The organism is Vibrio sp. PID23_8 (genome assembly GCF_003584965.1).
Lineage (GTDB): Bacteria > Pseudomonadota > Gammaproteobacteria > Enterobacterales > Vibrionaceae > Vibrio.
Genome location: NZ_LIXE01000005.1, coordinates 159,936 through 183,855 on the forward strand (window position 1 = coordinate 159,936; position 23,920 = coordinate 183,855).

Below are 23,920 nucleotides of genomic sequence, written 5' to 3' on the forward strand. Positions count from 1 at the left end.
GCTCACAGCATCGCTAAATACCTTTTGATAACATAACGTTAAAAACAAGTGAGCCGAACGTGAATTTATCCCACCCAAAAAACCTACGCTATTTTTTTTTACCGTTATTGCTTACCATTGGAACGATCGGCCTTGTTCTGACTCATCAATACGCAACTCAATACCAATATGAACAATGGCAAAATAAACTCGAAAAACAAGCCTCTCAAACCGCGCAAGAAATTAGTTACGAGTTAGCAAAATTTGAGCAGATCCCCAGTCTTCTTAGCCACGATCCTCGCTTATTAACAGCGGTTGAATTAGGCCAGCCATCTCGAGGCCTCAACCTATTGCTGTCTGATTGGTTGAAACAAAGCTTGGCCGATACGATTTACGTTCACGACCGTACCGGGTTAGTCATTGCTTCAAGTAACTATCAACAAGCTGACAGCTTTATCGGCGCCAATTTTAGTTTTCGTCCTTACTTCCAAAATGCACTCAAAGGTGAAAAAGCGCAGTATGTGGCGCTTGGTTTACGCTCTAATAAGCGAGGCTACTTCTCCTCCTCGCCACTTTGGATCAATAATCAAGTAGCAGGTGTTATTACCATAAAGGTCAATTTAGAACAGCTCGAGCAACGTCTTATTCAGCATGAGGGAGGCGTGCTGGTTACGGGCGTGCACGATGTCGTCTTTATGACAAATTTACCCAATTGGCGTTATAGAGCCCTCTTCCCACTATCGGAGTCAGCTCGCACGGAGCTAAATCAAACTCGTCAATACGGCGACACATTACCGCTGTATCGTGGTGACTTAACGGCGCAAAGTGGTGACACTGAATTCACCGACAATCAGCTGTTGAGGTCACCTGACTACTTCGCTTACGTGACGCCACTGTTTGATAAGCGTTTTCGTGTTATCGCACTCGTTAGCCAGCAGCAAGTTTTAAACGCCGTTTTGCAAGCAGATGTGATCTTTCTCATTTTGTTCGCACTGCTGGCATTAATTGCTCTAGCATGGGGACAAATGATGATCAACAAAGCACATTTAGCTCAAATGAACATCAGCTTAGAAGAAAAAGTGACACAACGAACCTTAGTGCTTAGCGACGCCAATCGCAAACTACAACAAACCGTACGTCAATATGAACAAAGCCAACAAGAACTCAAACAGACCCAACAAGAACTGACTCAAGCAGCGAAACTAGCGCTATTAGGTGAGCTCTCCGCTAGCATCAATCATGAAATCAACCAACCGCTCGCCGCACTAAAAACCTATACGGAAAATTCACAACGCTTGATGACCATGGAGCGCTACCAAATGGTTGAGAGCAATTTAGACAAGATGCTTACCCTCAATGACACCATTGCTGAAGTCATCGCACGGCTCAAAATTTTCACTCGCAAAGCCGATAATGGTCCGCAGAACGAAATTTCGATACTGCATGATGCCGTGCACAACGCCACCAGCATTCTGAGCAATAAACTGATCAAGCAAGGCGTGACACTCAAAGTGCCTAGCATTGCACACGACTTACAGTTAGCGATTCACCATGTCGAGTTAGAACAAGTGCTGATTAACCTTTTTCATAATGCAGCTCAAGCAATGGAAGGACATGGTATCGATCCACAGATCTCCATTGCCATTCAACATCATCAATTACATTGTGACATCTTAGTTTCTGATAATGGGCCTGGCATGTCAGAACAGGCGTTGGAAAAAGTATTCGATCCATTCTTTACCACCAAGCCTGAGGGGCTTGGACTCGGTTTGACGATATCAAAACGTATTCTAGAAAGTTATCAAGGCTCACTGAGTGTCCATCATCATTTTGATAGCAACGCACAACGCATTGCCGGTATGACTTTTGTCATCTCGGTGCCAATCGTAAACGCTTTTAATAAGCAACAGCAGAATAAACAAAAGGAAGGTGCGCATGCGTGACCCGGTTTTCTTTGTGGATGACGATCCGCATATCCGCGATGCGGTCACTCAAGCTCTGCTTATTGAGGGAATTGATGTCAACACCTTCCCCAATGCAGTTGAAGCGCTACGTGTAATAGATCCGCACTCTCCCAGCATCATCATTACCGATATCCATATGCCTGTAATGGACGGTTTGGAGTTTATGGATGCGTTGCTCGGTAAAAACCACCAGTTTCAATTCATCGTATTGACCGGTCATGGTGATGTGAAAACAGCGGTAAAAGCGATGAAAAGTGGTGCGTACGACTTTTTAGAAAAACCTTTTTCTACCGAGCAACTATTAAAGTCTCTCAACAACGCAAGCGACAAGCTTACCCTATTGCGTGAAAACGTATGGTTGAAAAAGGAGCTCGACATGCAGACCCATGTTGGCCCCAAGATGATTGGCCACAGTCAAGCCATGGTCAACATCCGTCGCACCTTGATCAGCACAGCTCCTCATCAACCGCTTATCTTTGTTGGACAAAATGGTACAGGTCGAAGGCTAGCCGCCCAGTTTTCACATGACATACACGCTTTAGCTGATAGCGAATTGATCGCCGCATCAGGAGACGACTTATGCGGCTTATCATCTGATGCCTTCGATAGCGCCCTTCATCTGCTCACCGAAGGAAAAGACCATTGCAGTTTATACCTACACAATGCGGAAAATATTTCAATGGAACAGTGGCAATGCCTATTTAACGACCCTAGATTGCAACGCGTGTTTGGTGCAGCCACCAACGTCAGTGCAGATATGGAGACACTGGCCACTTTGATATATTTACCGAGTTTAGACCAAAGAAAAGAAGACATTGGCCCGCTATATAAGCACTTCGTCCGCCATGCCGCTAGCCGATATCAATTACAGCCACCGCACATAACAGCCGAAGAGATCGCCCAGCTCACTGAGCTTAACTGGCCTGAGAATATTAAACAATTACGCCAGTTTGCCGAGTTACGCGCACTCAAGCCAGATACCTTTCGCATCGAAGAATGGAACAGTGAAAAGAGTATTGAAATTCAAAGCATGGCTCAACGCACGGAGCACTTTGAGTATTGCCTATTGTTTGATGCCCTGCAGCGACATGGAGGGAGGCTTAAAGAGGTGCAGCTCGAGCTACAAATATCTCGAAAAACCTTATACGACAAACTAAAAAAGCATCAATTGGATAAGTCAGAGTTCAAAATGTTCTAGCCGCGCAATCCGCAAGTTTTCCACACACTTTTATTAACAAATACATGCTGACATACACAGTTAATAATAATAAGATCAAGAAGATAATTCGTATTTGTAATCCAAGGAACGTGATGAGCCGAGACAATTACAACAAACTCAGTGAAGAGGAGCTGGATTTTGTCGATGACAAAACCGCCGCTTTACTCCTCAACACCCCAAACAGCGCTCGCGTGATGCTTTGGGTTATGGTGCTATTTTTTGTTGCGGCAATTGGCTGGGCATCTTGGGCGCAAATCGATCAAGTCACTGTCGGCAAAGGCAAAGTGATCCCTTCTTCACAAATCCAAGTCGTGCAAAACCTAGAAGGAGGCTTGGTTAAAGAAATTTTGGTCAAAGAGGGCCAACTCGTTGAAAAAGGCCAACAGCTACTACTCATTGATGATACACGATTCCGCTCTGACTTTCGCGAGCGCGAGCAGCAAGTCGCCAACTTGACCGCTTCCGTGTTACAACTTTCAGCTTCCATCACTAGTGTGAGGGTTAACCGTGACTTTGAAGTAGCAGACTGGGAAGACAGCGTCATTATTGACTACGGCAAGCTCATTTTTCCACCGATGTTGGAAGAAACCCAACCGAAACTGACTCACCGTCAAAAAGCCGAATACCGCCAAGACTTAGACAACCTAAGAAACCAGTTGTCCGTCATTGATCAGCAAGTAAAACAGAAACAACAAGACTTGGTTGAAATTCAAGCTCGAGTAAACAACCTGCGTCAAAGTTACCAGTTTGCAAAAAAAGAACTCGATATCACGAAGCCACTTGCGGATGAAGGCGTCGTGCCACGCATCGAATTGCTGAAGTTACAGCGTCAAGTGAACGATACGCGTCGCGAAATGACATCTAGTGAACTCAAAGTACCCATGATCAGATCGTCGATCAAAGAGTCGATGCTTAATCGCATTGATGTGGCGCTCAAGTTCCGCTCAGAGCAACAAGAGAAACTCAATCACACCCAAGACCAGTTGTCTGCGCTAGTAGAATCTGCCGTGGGCTTAGCAGACAGAGTAAATCGAACCGTTGTAGTCTCGCCAGTAACGGGTAAAATTAATACCTTAAACGTCAATACTGTTGGTGGCGTGATCCAACCTGGCATGGATATCGTTGAGATCGTGCCAACAGAAGATACCTTATTAATTGAAGCCAAAATCGCGCCGAAAGACATCGCCTTTCTACGCCCTGACTTACATGCGATAGTAAAATTAACCGCCTATGACTTTACTAAATATGGCAGCTTAGCAGGCGAGTTGGAACACATCAGTGCCGATACGACACAAGATGAAGAAGGTAACAGCTTTTATATTGTCCGGGTACGAACAGATAAGACGAATTTCGGTCAAAACGAAGATTTGCCTATCATTCCAGGAATGACCGCTTCGGTCGACATTATCACTGGCAAGCGAACCGTTTTAGAGTACCTGCTTAAACCAATTTTAAACGCAAAAACCAATGCACTAAAAGAGTGAGTAGTATCAATGCTCTCTCACTGCATTATAGGTAGCGGCTTAACAAAAAAGCGATTATTTCTCATAGACGAATCTAATGGAAGAGAACAGTTGTGTTACGAGTCGAGTATGCCCCCTAATTTGAAGCGTAAAGTAACATTGATAGCCTGTCTAAGTTGTTTCTCGTTTCAAATTGGAGCGCTAAACAGCAAAGAGCAGAGTTGGGTGGATACGGTCACCTCTATTTATGGAGAACGAGCGGGGATGCGCGTCAAAACATGGCGCAGCAACCTCGATGTCTACCAAGCACTTGAACCACGGGAGAAGCTAAATGCCGTCAACGACTTTTTCAATCAACTGTATTTCGTTGACGATATTAAACTGTGGGGGAAAAATGACTATTGGGCAACCCCCCTTGAATTTTTGGGCAGCAATGCGGGCGACTGTGAAGATTTTACCATTGCAAAGTACTTCTCGTTGTTAGAGCTAGGCATCCCTGATTCAAAGATGCGTTTAGTCTACGTTAAGGCCATTGAACTTAATCAGTTTCATATGGTGTTAGCCTACTACCCAACAGCCAGCTCAGAGCCGCTCATCCTTGATAACCTCAATCCAAAGATAGTTCGAGCCTCCAAGCGTAGCAATTTGCTACCGATATACAGTTTTAACGGTAAAGACCTGTGGTTAATGAAATCTGCAGCTAGTACGGGAGAACTAGCAGGAGAATCATCACGTTTGAGCCTTTGGAATGACTTACGCTCGCGCGAACGTAAGTTGCAGTTAAATAAACCTATAATTAACTATGACGAGTGAAAAACATGACCCTATATAAAAAGCTTGTAGTGGGAATGGTTACGGTCTTTATACTCTTGATGGCATCAGTATTCGTAATCGAATTCAATACTACTCGGGACAGCTTGGAGCAACAGCAACGTTCAGAGGTCAACAACACCATTAATACCGTGGGTTTAGCACTAGCTCCTTATCTAAAAGACAAAGACAAGGTAGCGGTTGAGTCGGTCATTAATGCACTGTTCGACGGCAGTACCTATTCTGTGGTTCGCCTGACTGCACTTGATTCTGACTACCAAGTTGTGCGCTCTTACCCAGTCAAACCAAGCACGGTGCCGCAATGGTTTATCAACCTTAACCTCTTTAAGCCTATCCACGATAAGCGAGTGGTCACCAGCGGTTGGATGCAACTTGCAGAAGTTGAGATCATTAGCCATCCAGGCGCTGCATACGAACAGCTATGGAAAGGCTTTATTCGCTTGCTGACCGCCTTTGGTATCATCTTCGTAGCGGGTTTAATCTCTATCTCCTACATCCTGCGTCGTTCGCTCAAACCGTTAGCGGCGATCGTGAAAAAAATGCATGAGATTGCCAACAACCAGTTTGGCGACCCACTCACTCGTCCAAAAACCAAAGATTTGATCGCAGTCGTCGATGGCATCAACATGATGTCTGCACAAATTGAGTTGTCGTTTAAAGAGCAGGCCAAAGAAGCGCAGCGATTGCGAGCACAAGCGTACCTAGATCCTATCTCTAGTCTTGGTAATCGTTCTTTCTACATCACCCAAGTTGATCAATGGTTAGCAGAACAAACTCAGGGGGGTATCGCGCTACTCCATGCAGAATATATTGGTGACATCTACGAGACGAAAGACTACCAACGCGCTGATGCCCACGTGAAAGAGCTATCTCAACGTCTGAAAAACACCATCGATGTACCTGGAGTCACCATCGCTCGTCTATCTAGCGACGAATTTGGTTTGCTTTTCCCACACATGGACGAGAGCGAACTAAGAATTATCGCCGACACCATCATCAACTGTGTCAATGGTCTCAATACTGATCCAACGGGCTTGGCAAAACCTAAAGTCGCTCTGGGGGTGGCACACAGTAAAGACCTGAAGTCACGTTCAGAAGTGCTCTCTCTTGTGGATAATGCGCTCTCCAAAGCAAAAGCACAGCCAGACAAAGCGTACGGTTTTATTGGCAGCGATAGCCCATCGAGCTTGATGGGAAAACAGCAATGGAAAGCACTGGTGGAAGAGGCAATCCACAGCGGTTGGATTAAGTTCCGCTTTCAGTCAGCAAAGAACACCTGGGGCAAAGTATTCCATAAAGAAGTGTTCTCTAGTATTGAGAAAAATGGTGAGTCCTATCGTGCCAACCAATACCTGTTTGCTCTAGAGCAACTTGAAGCGACCGATATCTTCGATCAATACGTGATTGAATCGATGATTAACATGCTGGAAAGTGGTGAACTGACCGAACCCGTTGCGCTCAATATCGCACAAAGTAGTTTATCTCAACCATCCTTTATCCGCTGGGTTACTAGCACGCTCTATAAACATGCGAAAGTGGCACCAATGCTCCACTTTGAAATCCCAGAAGAGTGTTACATTGAGCATCCTCACCACACGGCGCTACTATGTAATGCCCTTCGTCAATCGGGGGCAGAGTTTGGTGTCGACAACTATGGCCGTAACTTCCAGTCGCTTGAGTACATTCAGGAGTTCCGTCCGAATTACGTCAAACTGGACTACCTATTCACCCACAATCTGCACGACGAAAAACAGAAATTCACCTTAACCTCGATCTCTCGTACTGCTCACAACTTGGGCATCACGACCATTGCATCGCGTGTTGAGACACAAATTCAGTTGGACTTCCTCACCGAACACTTTGTTGAGGTATTCCAAGGTTTCATCGTTGATAAGGATTAAAAGGTTTACCAAGGATGAAAGACCCTTTACTGAACTCGCTCATTTACGTTAGCCGTTATTTCGGATTAGCCAACTCTCCAGAAGCGCTTATTCATGGGCTTCCGCTCTCTGAGGGCAAACTAACCCCCTTCCTGCTACCAAGAGCGGCGGAAAGGGCCGGATTGGTTGCCAAGGAGAACCGTGCCGAGCTGGCGAATATCTCCAGCTTAATCCTACCGGCTATCTTACTTCTTAAAGGGGGTGACTCTTGTGTTCTCAACAGTATCGATCTAGAGAAGCAAGAAGCCGAAGTCACCCCCCTTGAGAGCGGAATGGTTCCGATATCCATTCCATTAGAAGACCTACTTGAGCTGTACACTGGTCGCTATTTTTTAGTTAAAAAGCAATTCCGTTATGACGAGCGCTCTCCTGAAGTGCTCAAAACGAATGAAGGTCACTGGTTCTGGTCAACCTTGTGGCAATCAAAACGCATTTATCGCGATGTGCTCATCGCTTCCCTGCTCATCAACATCTTCGCTATTGCGGCACCAATGTTCACTCGCTTGGTGTATGACAAAGTGGTACCAAACCTCGCGTTTGAGACCTTGTGGGTGCTGGCAAGCGGCATCTTCTTGGTCTTCTTGTTTGACTTCTTACTCAAGTCACTACGAAACTATTTCATCGATGTAGCGGGTAAAAAGTCCGATATTCTGATTTCCTCTAAGCTATTTAGCAAAGTGATGGGCATTCGGATGGAGTCCAAACCCCCTTCTGTCGGTGCGTTTGCTCGTCATCTACAAGAGTTTGAATCCATCCGGGAGTTCTTCACCTCCGCAACCGTGAGTGCGCTTATCGATCTTCCATTTGCCATTCTGTTCTTAGTCATCATTTGGTTGATGGCGGGCGATTTGGTGTATGTGCCAATGATTGGTGTCGTGATACTGGTGATTCACTCACTCTTGATTCAAGGGCCACTGCGTCGTTCAATTGAAGAAGGTTCTCGTCTTGCTTCACAGAAATACGCCAACTTGATTGAGAGCTTAGCAGGATTAGAAACCGTGAAAATGCTCAGTGCACAAAGTCAATTCCAATACCGTTGGGAAGAGGCCGTCGCGCACATGGCGAACTGGAACATCAAAAGCCGTCGAATCACCGATAGTATTCAAAACGCAGCAGGTTTCGTGCAACAAAGTAGTAATGTTGGAATGATCATTCTCGGTGTTTACTTAATAGCCGAGGGCAACCTAACCATGGGCGGCCTTATTGCTGCAACCATGTTAAGCGGTCGCGCGATTGGGCCTCTCGTGCAACTTTCATTACTTTCTACTCGCTACAACCAAGCAAAGTCATCCATGACTATCATTAACCAAGTGATGGAAATGCCTGACGAACAAGAAGAAGGTAAACGCTACATTCATCGTCCTATCGTGCAAGGTAAGATTGACATTGACCGCGTCACCTTTCACTACCCAGGAGCACCCATTGCTTCTATTCGTAATTTGAGTCTGACCATCAACCCGGGAGAGAAAGTGGCGATCATTGGCCGTATCGGCTCAGGTAAAACCACCCTTGAGCGCTTGATTATGGGCCTATATAAGCCAACAGAAGGGCATGTTCGTATTGATGACACCGACATAGAACAGCTCCATCATGTGGACATTCGCCGCAATATCGGCTGTGTATCGCAAGATTCGAACCTGTTCTTTGGCTCGATTCGAGATAACATTACTTTAGGCCGACCGTTAACTGACGACCGTGATGTGCTTGATGCCGCCAACCGCGCAGGTGTGACAACGTTTACACAATCGGACCCAGCCGGACTCGAGCGCCAAGTAGGCGAAGGCGGTGCGATGTTATCTGGTGGCCAGCGTCAAGCCGTCAATATTGCGCGAGCATTCCTCGGTCGCCCCCCAATCTTATTAATGGATGAGCCAACCAGCGCAATGGATAATCGCTCAGAAATGCATATTAAGCACCAGTTGGCGTACCTTAAGCCAAGTGAAACGCTGATACTGATCACGCACAAGACTTCGATGCTAGACATTGTCGATCGCGTCATTGTGATGGAAAAAGGTAGCATCATTGCTGATGGTCCGAAAGCAAAAGTCTTGTATGACTTAAAGCAAGGCAAAGTACGAGCAGTAAACGAGTAAAGAAGGTTAACCAAGCAAGCCAGGTTTCATTTAACGCCCCGTAAAGCGCTGTGTTTTACGGGGTAAAAGGTAAGCCAAAATAGCGGAACTCTTCCAGAAAGACCCACAGCAACACCACACCGACAATCGCCACTAACCCCAGAATTGCCTTTTCATCTTCTTCCATGAAATTCTCCTGACAACATCCACTTAGCTTAACCATAGCCACTTTTGATTCTGATCTCAGGTTTATGCCAATCCATTTTGGCCCTGTATTCCATAGCTTACTCGATAACAGCAAATATTTTTATCGGATAGTCTTACTGATGTACAGGTTTGAGACGAAAGCGACGGTTGCAAGTGGTGAGCAGCCACATAAAAGGCATAGACAAAACGAGCGCCACAAACGGGCGCTCGATTTTTTACTGTTTAACGATACTCTTTAATCAAATGACACGCTTGATAAATCTGAACAGTTACTGCTCGATTGCTCACAAACTTGATAGGTGTACATGCCATAGGCATCGCCCAACGTATCGGTAAACGTACCATCATTTCCGGTTGTTGAGATAACAGCACCGTTACGATAAACATTCACTTTGCTCGTGGTTGCGCCTGACCATGTCAAATCCACCTTTTCACCTCGCTTAGACGTGTAGGTCTCTGTTGATAATTGAATATCAACTACTGGCGCTGCATTACACCCATTTGTTAATAAGTACTGGTGTGCATCCGCAATTTTTACGATGCCGTAACCAAAGTAATCGTCTCGACCAGAGGCACCCGCATCAAATGCAGTTTGCTTAAGCGCATCACGAATATCATTACCGGTACACTCAGCATGATTTGACCATAGCAGCGCTGCAAGGCCAGAAACCGCAGGCGTTGCCATCGATGTGCCGCTCATGAAACCATAATCAGAGTTACTGATGTCAACACTCAAGTTAGTCGCGGCATGCAACACATCTCTGTCTTTCAAATCGGTGCCTACCGCAGGAATGGTTGAGGTTGTCTCTTCACCCAATGTGCCATAAAGCATCCCCTCTACGTTATTGACCACAACCGCACCAATACCGCCCGAAGCCTCACAGTTCATCACTTTGTCGTTAAAGGAGATAACACCGCGATCAATAAGACAGATTTTACCGGCTGCATTGCTATCAATAGCGTCCGCAATGCCCATAAAGTGAACATCACCAGATACGTAACCTTGGCTTGAATTATCTAGACCAGTGGACGAGACGGTTTGCTCATCAGCATTCAGCACGGAAGTAACGGCCATATCCGCAGGGTAAGCTGAAAAGGTATTCACACCACCAGCGGTCACCTCAACACACGTGCTATCAATGATTTGCTCTTTGTCTTTACCTCGTTTCCCGGTGTAAACCGTTGTACAAGGCGGAAATTGAGAGAACACCGCGATGTCATCATTGGCATCATTCGCCCCCACCATCATCACCGATTCATAGCCCGCTGGATAACTGCGAACATCATTACCAGAGTTACCCGCCGCGGCAAGAACTAAGCCACCTGCTGCGGTAAAGTCTTTGAAGGCGTTCTCCTCTGTACTATTCGGACGCCCACCACCCAAGCTCATATTGATGATATTTGCCCCTGCGGCTTGACATTTTTCTGCCGCATACGCGAGATCAGAAGAGTATCCCCAACCTTCGGCATTAAACACTTTGATGATATGCATCGGTACACCAGGAGCCATACCTATCACACCAAATCCGTTATCGGCAGCACCAACGGTTCCCGCTACGTGAGTACCATGAGGCCCGCCATGCTGATCCCAACTGCCTGTCCCAGCATCATCATCACCCGTAATGTACTGCCATTCAAAATCGGCATTGGAGCGATCCAAACCGGAGTCGATCACACACACTTTCATTCCTGTATTAGCTTGCAGCGTCAGTGCTTGAGCCTGCGATTGATAAATAGCATAAGGGGTGATTTGTGTTTCACGCGCATCACCAATATCATCGCTATAGCTAAACAATTCACGTTTCGCATCTTCTTCAATCAGCTTGATGTGTGGGTTGTTCAGTAGCCCTTTTACCGTGGCAAGGTCTTTACCCGCAAACGTGGCGGAGAAAAATGCCTCCCCTTCAACGTTGATGTCCGCACCTAGCTTTTTGGCTAAGTTTTTAACCACACCTTTATTTGCACTGTCGACCTGAATGATATAACGGTCATCCGCCGCGTAAGCATTAAAGGATAAGCAAATACTTGCTGCAATCAGCGTTTTATTGATCAGTTTCATAATTTTCCCTAAATATGGTTACTTACCGTCTGTCACTTCAACCATCTTGATGGCTCACTTAGGTAAGTGCTTCTGGAAACATCCACTCCCAGAAAATCAATGCGTTTTTCGTATGCCCTCGCCTCTGAAATTGACGTGAGCAAAGGTGTGGTGGGCTAACACCCACCACCTTAATGAAGATGAAAATGCAGCCGCTAGTTCAGATGCTCACAGCGTCCAAACTCCGCCCCGGATTTCACTTTCTGAATCAATCCATTCGGGAAACCTGTTTTCACTGACGAGCCATTTTCACACACATAAACTTGTGACATATCAACATGGTAAGAAATCATGGCACCAGCGACACCGCCAACCATTTTTGATCCCGAGCCGTTAAGCGAGAGAGGGTTATCCATCGCAGCATTTTGTGCTTCTAGTACACCTTGCTTGCTGTAGAAGTCATCAAGTGTCATCCAACCTAATCCTTTGATATAAATCGCGCCCGTGAAGCCCGCCCAGAAATCGCCAGAACGACCAATAATCACATCGCCTTTGTCACTCATATCAAATGGGGTTAACGGTGCGTATTCACCAACCCAATCGTGAACCCAATCGACGCCCATCTCTTCACAAGCATTGCTGCCCCAAAATCCAAACGGCACATCTTCACACCATTTCAGGCCACCAATATCCGTAAAGGCAGCGTGACCTTTCTTGGTGTGATCCCACAGTTGAACGGTACCTTGCTCGGTTGCCAATGCAACCTGTTTGCCATCTTGGGATACTGCGTTAGCCGAAATTGCGCCTATTTCGTCATAAAGATTGATCATTTCCCCTTCATTAACCCAAGCGATGGCTTCCCAGCCATCAAGCGAACCTACAGCTACATCACCGTTACCCGAAATACCATGTGCACGAGCCCAGCTATAGCGATTCCAGTCAACATTGCGCGTATCTAGCTCTCGCATGCCCTTGTTAGGCGTCCAGACAAATGGGACTAGCTCGCCTTTTGAGTATTCCGTACAGCTCCCATTACCATTCGCGTCTTTATACGCCAAGCCAACAACAGTATTACCTGCATCGTCTATGCCCCACGCAGAAGCCGATTGAGCTCCAAACATGCCACCGCCGCCACAAGCGTTACCCGTTAAGTCACCGAGAGGTGTTGGACCGTGTGCATCAGTCCAGATAGCCGGCTCACTGATGCCATTTCTGTCATGATCGGAGTTAACCAGTAGCTTTGTCCCATTGCGGTTCATTTGACCAGAATTGACGGAGATATAGTCCGGTAATAGTTCAAATCCTTTGTTTTCAACCCACGTAAAACCAACCCCCATGATGGTGCCCATCGAGGACTTACCATTTTTCGCAAGATCAGTAAGGTGCGCGTTCACAATCGGCCTAAAATGGATACCGTCGGTATAGCCATTGAAGGTTAAATCTGCCTGCTTCGTTTCTCCCGCTTGCGCTACAATCGGAGTCGCGTCACATGGGTTATCTGACACTGGGTTACTTCCTTCGCCCTCGTTCCAATATTCCGCAACAGAAATGATTGGTGTTTGCTGTGTTGGGTAACCACCTTGGGTGATTTCTTCGGTATACAGCACATAACGCTGACCTGGGGTAAGTCCGTTAATTTTAAAGTAACCATCTGGGCCAACTTTGCCTTGCGTCAAATAGCCCGATTGAGCCGACACCGCATCAAATAATGGATCATCAACATTGCGAGCAATAATGTTGACGCCACTATACTCAGTAGAGCCATCTTTTAGACGAAGCGTCCCTTCAATTGAGCCGTAGTTGGCTTTATAACCTGCGGTTGGATAGAGGTTAGAAATCGAGACTTTGTCATCCAACACATTGATGGTGCTCTGGCTAACGCCACCCGCACCATTGTGGCTAATGAATGGAAACATAGTTTCGATAATATCCGGATCGGCATTGTTCACCGGACCATACCAATCGGGTGCGTCATGAGCATGAATAGGAGCCACCTCACACCCTTCAACGCCAGGGAAGTGTGGGTTTAGCGGATGACTCATGTAGCCCAAATGGCCATTGGTTTGCGAGTGAGAGAGGTTGATAGCGTGGCCAAATTCGTGAGTAAACACGCCGGCCACTTGATTACCTTGTGTATCATCATCAAAGACGTTCCAACCATTCATTACCGCTGTCGCTTCGATAATGACATTGTTCTCATCGGCAATTTCTGGGAAGGCGATACCTAATACCGCAGTTTTTGGAACGCCAAAGAAGTTCTCTAAGATGCTGCCGTCAGTATCGTAAAGTACCCAAAAGCCGTAACCATTCTGTTTGGTATAGATTTGCGCGGCATTAGCGCCAGTCACATCTGCGATACCAGTTTGGCTTTCGATCGTCCCAACAATGTCAGCTCTAAAGGTGGATGTCTCTACCTTGTTCCACTCGTCAAAAGCAAACTGGGTAATTTCATTCGCGCGTTCAATAGATAAAAACACACTGCCATCATAGTCATAGGTAAACGCTTCTCCTCCATCGACATAGACAGGAATTGAGCCTTTTGATGTGTCCCATACGTAAGGGGTGGGAGCGCCATCATCGGTTGTCAGTAACGGGCCAGCGGCCATCACATGGTTTGCAGCAAGCAAGGTGGTGATTGCAATCGCTAATTTATTAATATTCATTATTTCATCTTCCCATTGCTGATCCATTGCTCTGATACGGCTTTGCCAACTAGCCCCATAAAGTCTGCTGCGTTATAAGCGCCTTGGTTTTGCAACATCGCTTGCTCTGACGGAGAAAGAGCACCATCGGCAAATTCGAGGTTTTCAAAGATTCCGTAGTTATTAAACTCATTAACGACCTTGTTGCCGCGGACATTGAACTTGCCATGCGCCATACCTGCCGTGGTGCGCAATCCTGTGTGCTTCGCGGCTTTATGCATAAATACAATAACCGCTTCGTCCTGATTCCAGCGAGGGAAACCCTCTGGGGATACCGCTAACATTTGTTTGCCATTCGGAAGTTTTCGAGGCTGTGTTAGGCCAAACTGACGAAATGTGTAGTTTGATCCCTTTGCATGCGGCCCCTTCGCGGCGGAGCTGACCTTAATGGTCACCTCGGTATAAGGGATGCCTTGCTCAGAAATGCCATCAGATACGGTTTGTATTTGTCCTGATAAAATACTCTCTGATTCAGAAATAAGTTGCTTGAGGTTTTGAGGGATAAGTTTGGCTGCTTGTGATATCGGAGCAAGCATCATGAGCACTGACAACAGCGCTAGCATCTGTGGTTTAAATTTCATTAGCTATCCTTGTTAATGTTTTAATTATTAGGTAGATGCACTACCACAACTCAACATAACGAATAGCTATTCATCGTGATATCAGGGAATCCCTGATTTTTGGTTTTAATTCATGGGATATCTTGTCTAAATAAATGCAAAGATCACATTTTTAATTAGTAACCACACAAAATATATTTACTGGACTATATATAGATTTGTTCTACCACTGAGATAAGAAATCGGATAACACACGCAACACATTTGAATAAAGCACTGTAGTGAGTACTATCCGGGGGAGAATCTATTCCCCGGTCAATCGACTGGCTTAAACTTAAGCATTGAGGGTTTGTTATTGGATTAACCTTTTTTCCATGGCAAATCTAACGAGGCCCGCTATATCGAAGATATTCAAACGTTTCATAATATGAGTTCTATGCGTTTCAACAGTTTTAACGCTCACGTGAAGGCTATCTGCAATTTGCTTAGTAGAATATCCTTCTGCAATCAACTGAAGGATTTGTCGTTGTCGACTGGTTAATAATTCCAAAAGTGACGTGGGTGTATTTTCATCCAACAACAGCTTATCTAGCATACTCTCATCGACTTCTCGACTAATGTATGAATCACCACTTAAAACATTCATCACAGCGGGCTCTAGCTCATCGACTGCAGAGTCTTTCAATAAATAACCTTGGGCACCATTTCTTAAACACTTTGCTACATATTCAACATTATTATGCATTGATAGCATGAGAATTTTTATATTCGTATTTTGCTTTCTTATCAGGCTGACTAACTCTATGCCATTCAGACCTTTTAAAGAAATATCCAGAACGACAAGATCAGGAGTCAACTGTTTTAATATAGGAAGAGCATCCAATCCTTCCCCACACTCACCCACCACCTCAATACTCTCTATTGCACCTAATAACGTTCTTATACCTGCTCTGACTAACTCATGATCGTCTACAAGTACCACTGTGCTGTTATTCTTCATATTCAAACTCAACTAAAACAGAAGTCCCACTATCGAGTTGAGAGTTTAGCGTTAACTTTCCGTTATGCGTTAATACCCTTTCTTCGATTCCCAATAGCCCTAAGTGTTTGCCTTTTATCACCTTCTCTTTAATTTCATTCACGTTAAAACCCATTCCATTATCGTTAACTTCGGCTGTAATAAGGCTTTCGCTAAAGCTGAGACGAACCACAATCTCTGTTGCTTTTGAATGACGTATCGCGTTATTCACTGACTCTTGTATGATTCTAAACAGCGTCGTTGCAAGCTGAGAGTGAATCATCGGAAAGTTAACTTGTGCATCAAATTTTATTGGGTGCTCCAAAGATAATGACATCTTGTGGAGTAAATTATTTAGTGCCGCGATCAAGCCGACATCATCTAAAATGCTCGGTCTTAAATCGAAAGAGATACTACGTACCTGCTTTATCATCGCTTGAACAATTTTTATCGAATCATCAATTCTGATGCTGTTTTCCGGGTGTTCCTTTTTATATAGTTGTAAATTGATTTGAGTCGCGGTCAAAGATTGCCCAAATTGATCATGCAGCTCTCTTGAAATGGACTTTCTCTCTTCTTCCTTGGCATTTTGAATTTTTGCTGTCAGGTCTCTTATTCCTCGATAGGCATCCTTTAGTGTTGCTTCCCTACTCTTAAGCTCATCAATCGCCAACTCTTTCTGCACTTTTATAAGATTGAGACGTGTAGAGTGAGCTAACCATTTGGCCATATGATACCGGTGATAACTTATCGCGATGAATATAATCAATAAAGCTAGAGGGCCTATATAGTTTATATTTCGCCACCATGGAGGAACAATATCAATACTTAAGTTTGCAGGCTCACTCCAACGGCCATTGCTGCCTTTTCCTCTAACCTCAAGTTGATACGATCCGGGCTCTACATTAAAAAAATTAATTTGATTTCTGTTTTCTAAGGCTTGCCAATGGCTAGAAGGTGTTAACCTATATTCATATTCATGCTTGGTGGCACTAAAATCCAACAATGCGAAGTCAACCGTTAGCATACCTCCCCATGGAATGGATATTTGCTGTCCATCTTGGATCGATAAGTGAGCAATAGATCTCGAAAAGGTATCGTGATTGATCCGAGTAATACGTAATGGAAAAGAGGTGGAAGGTAAATAGTTATTGTCTCTTTTTAAAATCGCCAAGCCATTCTGAGCCCCTAACAAGTTATGTGTCCGATCCTTTGCTTTCGAACCTATAATAAATGAGCCTATATTGGATAATATTTTATTGGTTAACTTTAAACTATGCTGTTGCGGTCTGTAGATTGAGACCCCTTTATTTGTAGCAATCCAAATAGATCCATCATCCTGACTTAATATTGATTTAATCGATTCTCCTGGTGAGGTCACGCCGGGTATATTTTCAAGCCCGGAAATATCATTCTTACTTCTGTAGACGACCTTGTGCAATCCACCGCTATCGGTGCCAATCCAAATATTACCATTAACATCCTTTTCAATATCTGAAATATAGTAATGACTTAGATAATTATTATCGACAAGAAACCTTTCACAGTACCAACCGATAACACGGCAGCGATTTAAGCCATTTGATCTTGTACCAACCCAAAGATAATCGTCCTCAACCATTAATGCGGTGATATAGTTACCACTAAGAGAGTGATGATTTTCTGCGTCATGCTTATAAGAAGAGAACGATTTAGTATCAATGTGATATTTATATAAGCCACTACCACCAATACCAACCCAAACGTTACCATCAGAACTTTGCTTAACCGCTCTGATAAACCCTTTGCCTATCGATTTTTGTTCACTCGCGTCATGTTGAAAGAAGTGGAGTGTTTCACCTTGGGCAGATAAATGCCAAAGACCACTTGAAGTACCAACAAACAGATCATTATTTGCCGCTTTTTCGATACTAAAAATGCTGTTTACATCAACGTTCGGCAAATCGGCGTGAGTTTTAATCCATTCACCTGAATGTTTTTCAATCTTGTGCAAACCTTGCGTTATTGACCCTAACCAAACGATATTCTCTTGCGGATCCGCCAGTACTGCACTGACATCTCGCATTGAGAACCAATGGTTATCTATCTCTTTGTTAAAGAAAACCTCTGCCAATTGACCATTTAAAAGGTGCAGGCCATTGCCCCATGTTGAGAAAAACAACTCACCTTGCTCGTTTTCAATAATACTTGTGACGGCATCAGACTCAATCGATTGCCTGACATGTTTGCTCGATAACCTATGATTTGTTACGTCATAAGCCAGCAACCCATTTTTATACGTTCCAAGAAGAAGCTTGTGATTTCCCGCATAATGCAATGAGATAATCGCTAACTTATTTTTCATTAACGAGGTGAGTTCTATCTCATTTGACTGCATATTATTTAAGTCAACTTTGAATAATCCTTCCCTTGTGCCTATCCACAAATTTTCGGAATCATCCTCTTCGATAGAAAAAACGTCATCAACCCCATCACCGAGATCAAACGAGACAAAGCTCTGACTCTCCTCTTGCCAATAAGCCAACCCTCCGCCTAACGTGCCGACCCAAAGTCGTTCTTTGCTATCTGCAAATAATTTATAGACATAGTCACTAGGAAGTGAGTGAACATTACTTTGCTGCTTATAAAAACGAGTGATTTTTCCCGTACTTCTGTTTAGTCTGTTTAAACCTATCTGTGTCGCGACCCAAAGATGACCATCCGGTCCGTCAATAACGTCATAAACGCTATCATTACTAATCGAATTACTGTCGTTAGAGTCGTGCCTAAAATTTGTAAAGGTATTCGTCGCTAGATTAAAGCAACTTAAGCCACCACTATTGGTAGAGACCCAGATCTTGTTGTCTTTACTTTGGTATAAGTTACGAATATCAATCGCATTTATTGAACCCGGATCATTAAAGTTTGGCTTAAAATCCTGAAGTTGATAGCCATCATAAACGTATAGCCCATGTTGCGTACCAATCCACATAAAACCTTTGTGATCAAACATGATTGTGGAAATGTTATTTGCGTCCAAACCAACATGCTGTGCCAGTCGCTGACTATCGTTATAAGCGGATACGACAATGGGCCACGCAACCAATATGAATAACACTAGCGCCTTCAGAAACCTTCGCATAATAAACTCAACAAACACAACAAACACAACAAACACAACAAACACAACAAACACAACAAACACAACATTACGTTAACATTCGGAGGGTTGAATATCAAACCTTGTACTGCAAGCTACTACGTGACGGCTATTGGCTGACGCCATAAATTTGTGGTTACTTGGAAGCAAAAATAGGCTATAAAACGTGACTTTATAATTTTCTTTCATCTAACTAAATGAATCATTGGATCCACCTAGAACAAATTGGCCAGTACTTTACCGCAGGATCTGTCGGTTATAAGGTATTGATGGCCATCATTATTTTAATTGCTTACCAGGTACTGAAAAAGATCGCGAATCGCGCAATCCTTAATTTGGCCAAGTCGAAAGGCGTAAATAAAGCCCGACTTAGCTTTATCCAACGCTGCTTCAATGTGACCTTTTTGTTCCTGTTCGCATCACTTTTTGCGATAGTGGCCGGCATCGGATACGGTGATGTATCCCTATTTCTATCTTCGATCTTTGCGGTCTTAGGGGTAGCATTCATCGCACAATGGTCGATTCTTAGCAATATAACGGCCAGTTTCCTTATCTTCTTTGTGTTTCCTTACCGTGTTGGAGATCGAATCAAAGTCGTGGATAAAGACGAAGATATTTGTGGCGAGATCCAAGAAATCAGTATGTTCCACGTGTTAATAAAGCACGACAACGGCAACCTGATTACTTATCCAAATAATTTAATGCTACAAAAAGCCGTACTAAAACTGACTGCCCCCAAGCCAGATACACAAAAAACGACCTCTCGAATTTATACTCGAAGAAAACAAAATATCCGCTAATAATTACAAAAGCCCCAACGGTTATCCGATTGGGGCTTTTTTCATCGGCCGCCGCGAGAGCAGCATTCATTATCTCGTCGTATTTATCACTACAATAACGTGCAGAGTTGCCCGACGATCCAGAACTCAACAAACTCAAGAACGTTGATGCTTCATTGTAATCACCACGCTCGCATCACATCAAAATCGCCCGGCTTGCGCGCCACTAGATACGAATTCCATTCTTGATTCTCTAAGTTGACACTCGCACCTAAAATTTTCTTCAGCATTGAAGCAATGGCCATCAATTTGTTTGCTTCACTGGTGTTGTACAATAACGTAAAGTCGAGCGGATTATCGTCACCGTAGCCTGTATTACTCAATAATTGACGCGCCTTTTCATCTCGTTGTGATTGTGTCCATCGACTGTACTCAGGCGTGGTCGCGTCAAATCCAGCCGTATATTGATGAGCAAAAGTGTACGCCGGTAAGTGACCAACTTGTGTCACGCCGTTAGTAATGACATCACGATAAAATATGGCACCTTACCCTCTAACTCAAAGCAGACAGTATGCTTGTCGACCGCGGTGATACCAAGCGCTTCCAAAGGCTTTTTCCCTTCCGCCACATCAGCAGTATTTTTAATTTTGGTCAGTTTTAAGTACCAAACATTGTGTGAGGCTAATTTTGGATCAAGCGCTCGCCTCAAGGCATAAACAAAATCGTCGGATGTAACAGGCATCACCGTTAGACCATTTTGCATCTTTACTTAGGTGAAAAACACACGTTTGGTTGTCTTTTGTTTCCCACGGTTCGCAACTCCTGGAACGAGGTTGCCATCACGATCTTAAATCACAAGCCCTTCAAACAAGTCACGTATTACGTGCATTTCTGGCAGGCCTTTTGCCTTAGCGGGATCTTAAGTTGCGTCTTACGCATCATTCGCACGAACTCAATGTTGTTCGGCAGCAAGAGCGCTTCCCTCCACCATGGTTCCTGCATTTACGCCGACTGACAAAAAAGAAGCGACAAGGCATACAATGAACTTTCTTTAGAATCGTTTTTTACATCCATATTTTTTTGTTCTCCTGAACGTACTTAAATAGATCTTGGCCTCTGTTGACGGTTTTCAATTGTGAACCAGTGCCAATCAAACCATTTATTCTGCTAGCCTCGCAAGCCGCTAAAACGTGGTATTCATAACGGTTTGATTATAGCAGCGATAGTAAATAAGAATATCTATGGCTTCTCAATAGGTTATTGGCGTTTTCCGTTTAACCCACCACAACGACAAACGAAATGAAGACTAAACGTTAGATTGCAAGGTGTTTAGTTCAGTGAGCATTATTTGTGTATAGTTTACAGTGTAAATTTATCCCTTCACTCCGTTCTTTATCAGTCACCACGGAATGAGGAACATTGGATGTATACGCCTTCGTCATGGTTAAAGTCCGCTGTAAGCGAACACAGAGCGTACCAACGTAATTCATGACACTCTAACTCATACCCTTCTATCAACTATAAGATTGCTTCACTAACCACACCATGTCGATAAGCTCGAGTGCTTGATTTGGGTTTATATAATAAAGGACATAGAAGCACTAAAATCGAACCATCGAAAAGTGTCGAGAAAAAGTAAATGAGTTTTTTATTCTTGGTTAGTAAGGTAAGTGATCAAAGATAATATTTCTAATCCCAATATTATCGTCGGCGAATATAGCAATTGGTCTGACTTTTAACACGGAAAGTCATTCAGAGATCATGCCAACCGTAATTTACTCGCTGATAACGTCACGCAAGAAGTATGGCAAAGTGATATATTCGGAGAGATCGATAAACTTATCATTGGTAAGTTTTACTCATTCGCTTTCGAAGCAACGGTTTTGATAGCAGGCAATCAGGTCATCGCGTTGATTGGATTTCAACATTCACCTTCTCACCAGATGAGTTTGGAGACGATGTTCAAAGTGGCTTCGAACGAACAGGTTATACAATTATCGGCAATGATGTCTGGTTTGGTACAGATGCGATGATCATGCCAGGCGTAAATATTGGGCATGGGTGCGTCATTGGGGCGCGTGCGGTTATCACCAAAAATGTGCCACCTTAGTCAATCGTGGTCGGAAATAACCACGTAGTACGACAACGCGTCGATGAAGCGACTATCATTAAGCGACTAGAAATACAATGGTGGAACTGGCCACTAGACCATATCAAGAAAGCGATGAAGGTTATTTGCAGTGCCGATGTTAATACGCTCTTTTACCGAAGAGTGCTAAATGAATGGATCAAACCGCTATATCTTCTTCATCAAACGTCGCTGAAACTCTAATTTCGTATTGATTGAAGCTAAAGGTGCAACCACCGTACGCACGTTTAGTTATCACGTGCTCGTCACCAAACTTCACCGTTACGCGGGTAAAGACCTTATCTTTTGCCTCCACGATACAGTCTTCAAGCGCCAACTCAAATTCGGTCTCAGTGTGTTCCAGCTTTTGTCGTACTTCATCAAGGCGCGCATTGTTCGCCACTTTCGCCTGTTCAATTTGATGTAGTTCGTTCTCAGACCGCTCCAATTTAGGACGTTTTTTAAATTCGAGCTCTTTTCGAATCACATCCATCGTGCCCTCTTGCGCCTGCTTGTATGTCTCTTTCAAATGAGCAATACGTTCTTTGAACCCAAAATAACTAGCAAACGCTTCAACTTTCGTTGCCGTATCGCCTTCTACACCAAGTTGAGAACACAACACTTTTGCACCGACCTTTGCCTCGCCACCACTCAATGTACCGTGGGCGCCACGGGCATCCAAAACGGTGAGATTACGCCCGCAATGAATGGTATTGTTCATGCTGTGTACGGCTAAATCAATATCTTTAAATGCATGCAAGTCACAATACTGAGCGTAATTCGCACGAATTGAACCTTTGCTTTGAATCTTGCAACTCTTTGGCTGTCCGTCACTCACCGTGTGTCCGATAATGCCTTTTCCTACTTGAATATCACCCTGCGCTTGGACACTCGCCGATTCAATAAACCCACCGACAGTAATCGAGCCCGTCGCTTGTACTATCATACCTGATTCAATATTGCCGCCGATGATCACATTGCCTTTAAAATTCACGTGTCCGGTATTTACGCCCACACTATTCAGGCAAAGTGCATTGTCCACTTCTATCGTTTTATCCTTAATGAGCGGGGTTCCCGAAACGGTCGCAACGAGTAAGTTGGGATCATCTTTACAAATTTGAGTCCCCTTACCGGCCTTCATTGGGCTGTCTTTTCCAGCTTGTGGTGGAATGATACGACCTTGAACCGTATAACCGGGTGTACCCTTAGTAGCTGGCGTACGACGCATAACCTCATCACCAATATCCACAGCGATGGTTTCGCCTAAGTTTCGCAAATCCATTTTTTCGCTAGCGGCTTGGCCTTGTTTGGGTTTTAGAATCCGTTTGGCGATATCTTTGACAAGTGGAGTGAAACACGCGTCCTTACCTTTAATCGCTTGTTTACCGATAGCGACAGGCTGAGAAAATGTCTCCCCTGGCTTAAGTTGGTTGCTGACCACCATCACTTTCTTTAAGGCTAGCTTATTGATGCCTTTCATGACTCTCGCGTTTGTTAACGCTTGCACTATTTCCGCGCCACGTAATCCTCGTCCGCCATACGCACCAGTCACTATCATACAAGCTAACATGTCATTGTTGGTAAGCTCGACATCCACACGAGCGTTCTTCATTGCTGCAATCAACATTCCATCGTACGCCTCAGACTTACGTTCTCGCGCACAATTAATAAACCTAATAACTGCTTCCTCATCAACAAACACATTCGTTGCTGACATCGATAGAAGTTGTTCCGGTAACTCTTTAAAGTTTAGCTCACTTCCAAGATCAACATCTCCCGGAAGACGGGCAAAAATTTTTGTTTTGTCTTCTGACCACTCAAGACACAGCTTCCACATACCCAAACCATTCGCGTTTCATCCACAGCTTCAGTCTAACCAAA

The 23,920-nt window shown here is 44.4% G+C and carries 13 protein-coding genes and 2 pseudogenes; 8 read left to right on the top strand and 7 right to left on the bottom strand.

Annotated elements, in window-relative coordinates; all coding sequences use genetic code 11:
• Positions 1-17: 17 nt before the first annotated feature.
• From AK966_RS11085 to AK966_RS11110, 6 genes are all read left to right on the top strand, one after another.
• Complete coding sequence (locus AK966_RS11085; protein WP_119464147.1) at positions 18-1,922, top strand: ATP-binding protein; 1,905 nt, start codon at positions 18-20, stop codon at positions 1,920-1,922.
• Positions 1,915-3,141: a sigma-54 dependent transcriptional regulator gene (locus AK966_RS11090; RefSeq protein WP_119464148.1), complete on the top strand. Its 1,227-nt coding sequence runs from the start codon at positions 1,915-1,917 to the stop codon at positions 3,139-3,141. Before AK966_RS11085 ends, AK966_RS11090 begins: the two co-directional genes overlap by 8 nt.
• A gap of 113 nt (positions 3,142-3,254) precedes the next feature.
• The gene (locus AK966_RS11095; RefSeq protein WP_099078460.1) at positions 3,255-4,646 is read left to right on the top strand and encodes an HlyD family type I secretion periplasmic adaptor subunit; all 1,392 of its coding nucleotides are present in this window, start codon (positions 3,255-3,257) and stop codon (positions 4,644-4,646) included.
• Positions 4,647-4,754: 108 nt separating this feature from the next.
• A complete protein-coding gene (locus AK966_RS11100; RefSeq protein WP_119464198.1) occupies positions 4,755-5,438 on the top strand; it encodes a transglutaminase-like cysteine peptidase in 684 nt (227 codons plus the stop codon).
• Positions 5,439-5,443: 5 nt separating this feature from the next.
• Positions 5,444-7,357 (top strand): LapD/MoxY N-terminal periplasmic domain-containing protein, encoded by a 1,914-nt coding sequence (locus tag AK966_RS11105; protein WP_119464149.1) that lies wholly within the window; start codon positions 5,444-5,446, stop codon positions 7,355-7,357.
• A 14-nt stretch (positions 7,358-7,371) separates the two neighbouring features.
• Positions 7,372-9,489 (top strand): type I secretion system permease/ATPase, encoded by a 2,118-nt coding sequence (locus tag AK966_RS11110; protein WP_119464150.1) that lies wholly within the window; start codon positions 7,372-7,374, stop codon positions 9,487-9,489.
• A gap of 421 nt (positions 9,490-9,910) precedes the next feature.
• On the opposite strand, the gene AK966_RS11115 is transcribed toward AK966_RS11110, so the two are convergent.
• From AK966_RS11115 to AK966_RS11135, 5 genes are all read right to left on the bottom strand, one after another.
• Complete coding sequence (locus tag AK966_RS11115; protein ID WP_119464151.1) at positions 9,911-11,734, bottom strand: S8 family serine peptidase; 1,824 nt, start codon at positions 11,732-11,734, stop codon at positions 9,911-9,913.
• Between the two features lie 194 nt (positions 11,735-11,928).
• On the bottom strand, positions 11,929-14,376 hold the full coding sequence (locus AK966_RS11120) for a hypothetical protein (RefSeq protein ID WP_119464152.1): 2,448 nt from the start codon (positions 14,374-14,376) through the stop codon (positions 11,929-11,931).
• The gene (locus AK966_RS11125) at positions 14,376-14,996 is read right to left on the bottom strand and encodes a hypothetical protein (RefSeq protein ID WP_119464153.1); all 621 of its coding nucleotides are present in this window, start codon (positions 14,994-14,996) and stop codon (positions 14,376-14,378) included. Before AK966_RS11125 ends, AK966_RS11120 begins: the two co-directional genes overlap by 1 nt.
• Positions 14,997-15,327: 331 nt before the next feature.
• Positions 15,328-15,975 carry a response regulator transcription factor gene (locus tag AK966_RS11130; RefSeq protein ID WP_119464154.1) on the bottom strand — a complete coding sequence of 216 codons (648 nt, stop codon included), beginning with the start codon at positions 15,973-15,975 and terminating at the stop codon, positions 15,328-15,330.
• Positions 15,965-19,177, bottom strand: coding sequence for a sensor histidine kinase (locus AK966_RS11135; protein WP_119464155.1), 3,213 nt, complete (start codon positions 19,175-19,177; stop codon positions 15,965-15,967). Before AK966_RS11135 ends, AK966_RS11130 begins: the two co-directional genes overlap by 11 nt.
• A 152-nt stretch (positions 19,178-19,329) precedes the next feature.
• Between AK966_RS11135 and AK966_RS11140 the strand changes: the two genes are divergently transcribed.
• The gene (locus AK966_RS11140) at positions 19,330-19,932 is read left to right on the top strand and encodes a mechanosensitive ion channel family protein (protein ID WP_119464156.1); all 603 of its coding nucleotides are present in this window, start codon (positions 19,330-19,332) and stop codon (positions 19,930-19,932) included.
• 37 nt (positions 19,933-19,969) lie between these two features.
• Here AK966_RS11140 and AK966_RS11145 read toward each other — a convergent pair.
• Positions 19,970-20,953, bottom strand: a pseudogene (locus AK966_RS11145) (ABC transporter substrate-binding protein); the annotation flags it as partial.
• A gap of 628 nt (positions 20,954-21,581) precedes the next feature.
• On the opposite strand from AK966_RS11145, the pseudogene AK966_RS11150 reads away from it, so the two are divergent.
• Positions 21,582-22,243: pseudogene (locus tag AK966_RS11150) on the top strand (CatB-related O-acetyltransferase).
• Here the strand turns inward: AK966_RS11150 and AK966_RS11155 are convergent.
• A complete protein-coding gene (locus tag AK966_RS11155) occupies positions 22,200-23,876 on the bottom strand; it encodes a DUF342 domain-containing protein (RefSeq protein WP_119464157.1) in 1,677 nt (558 codons plus the stop codon). The pseudogene AK966_RS11150 and the gene AK966_RS11155 sit on opposite strands and share 44 nt — an antisense overlap.
• Positions 23,877-23,920: the final 44 nt, after the last annotated feature.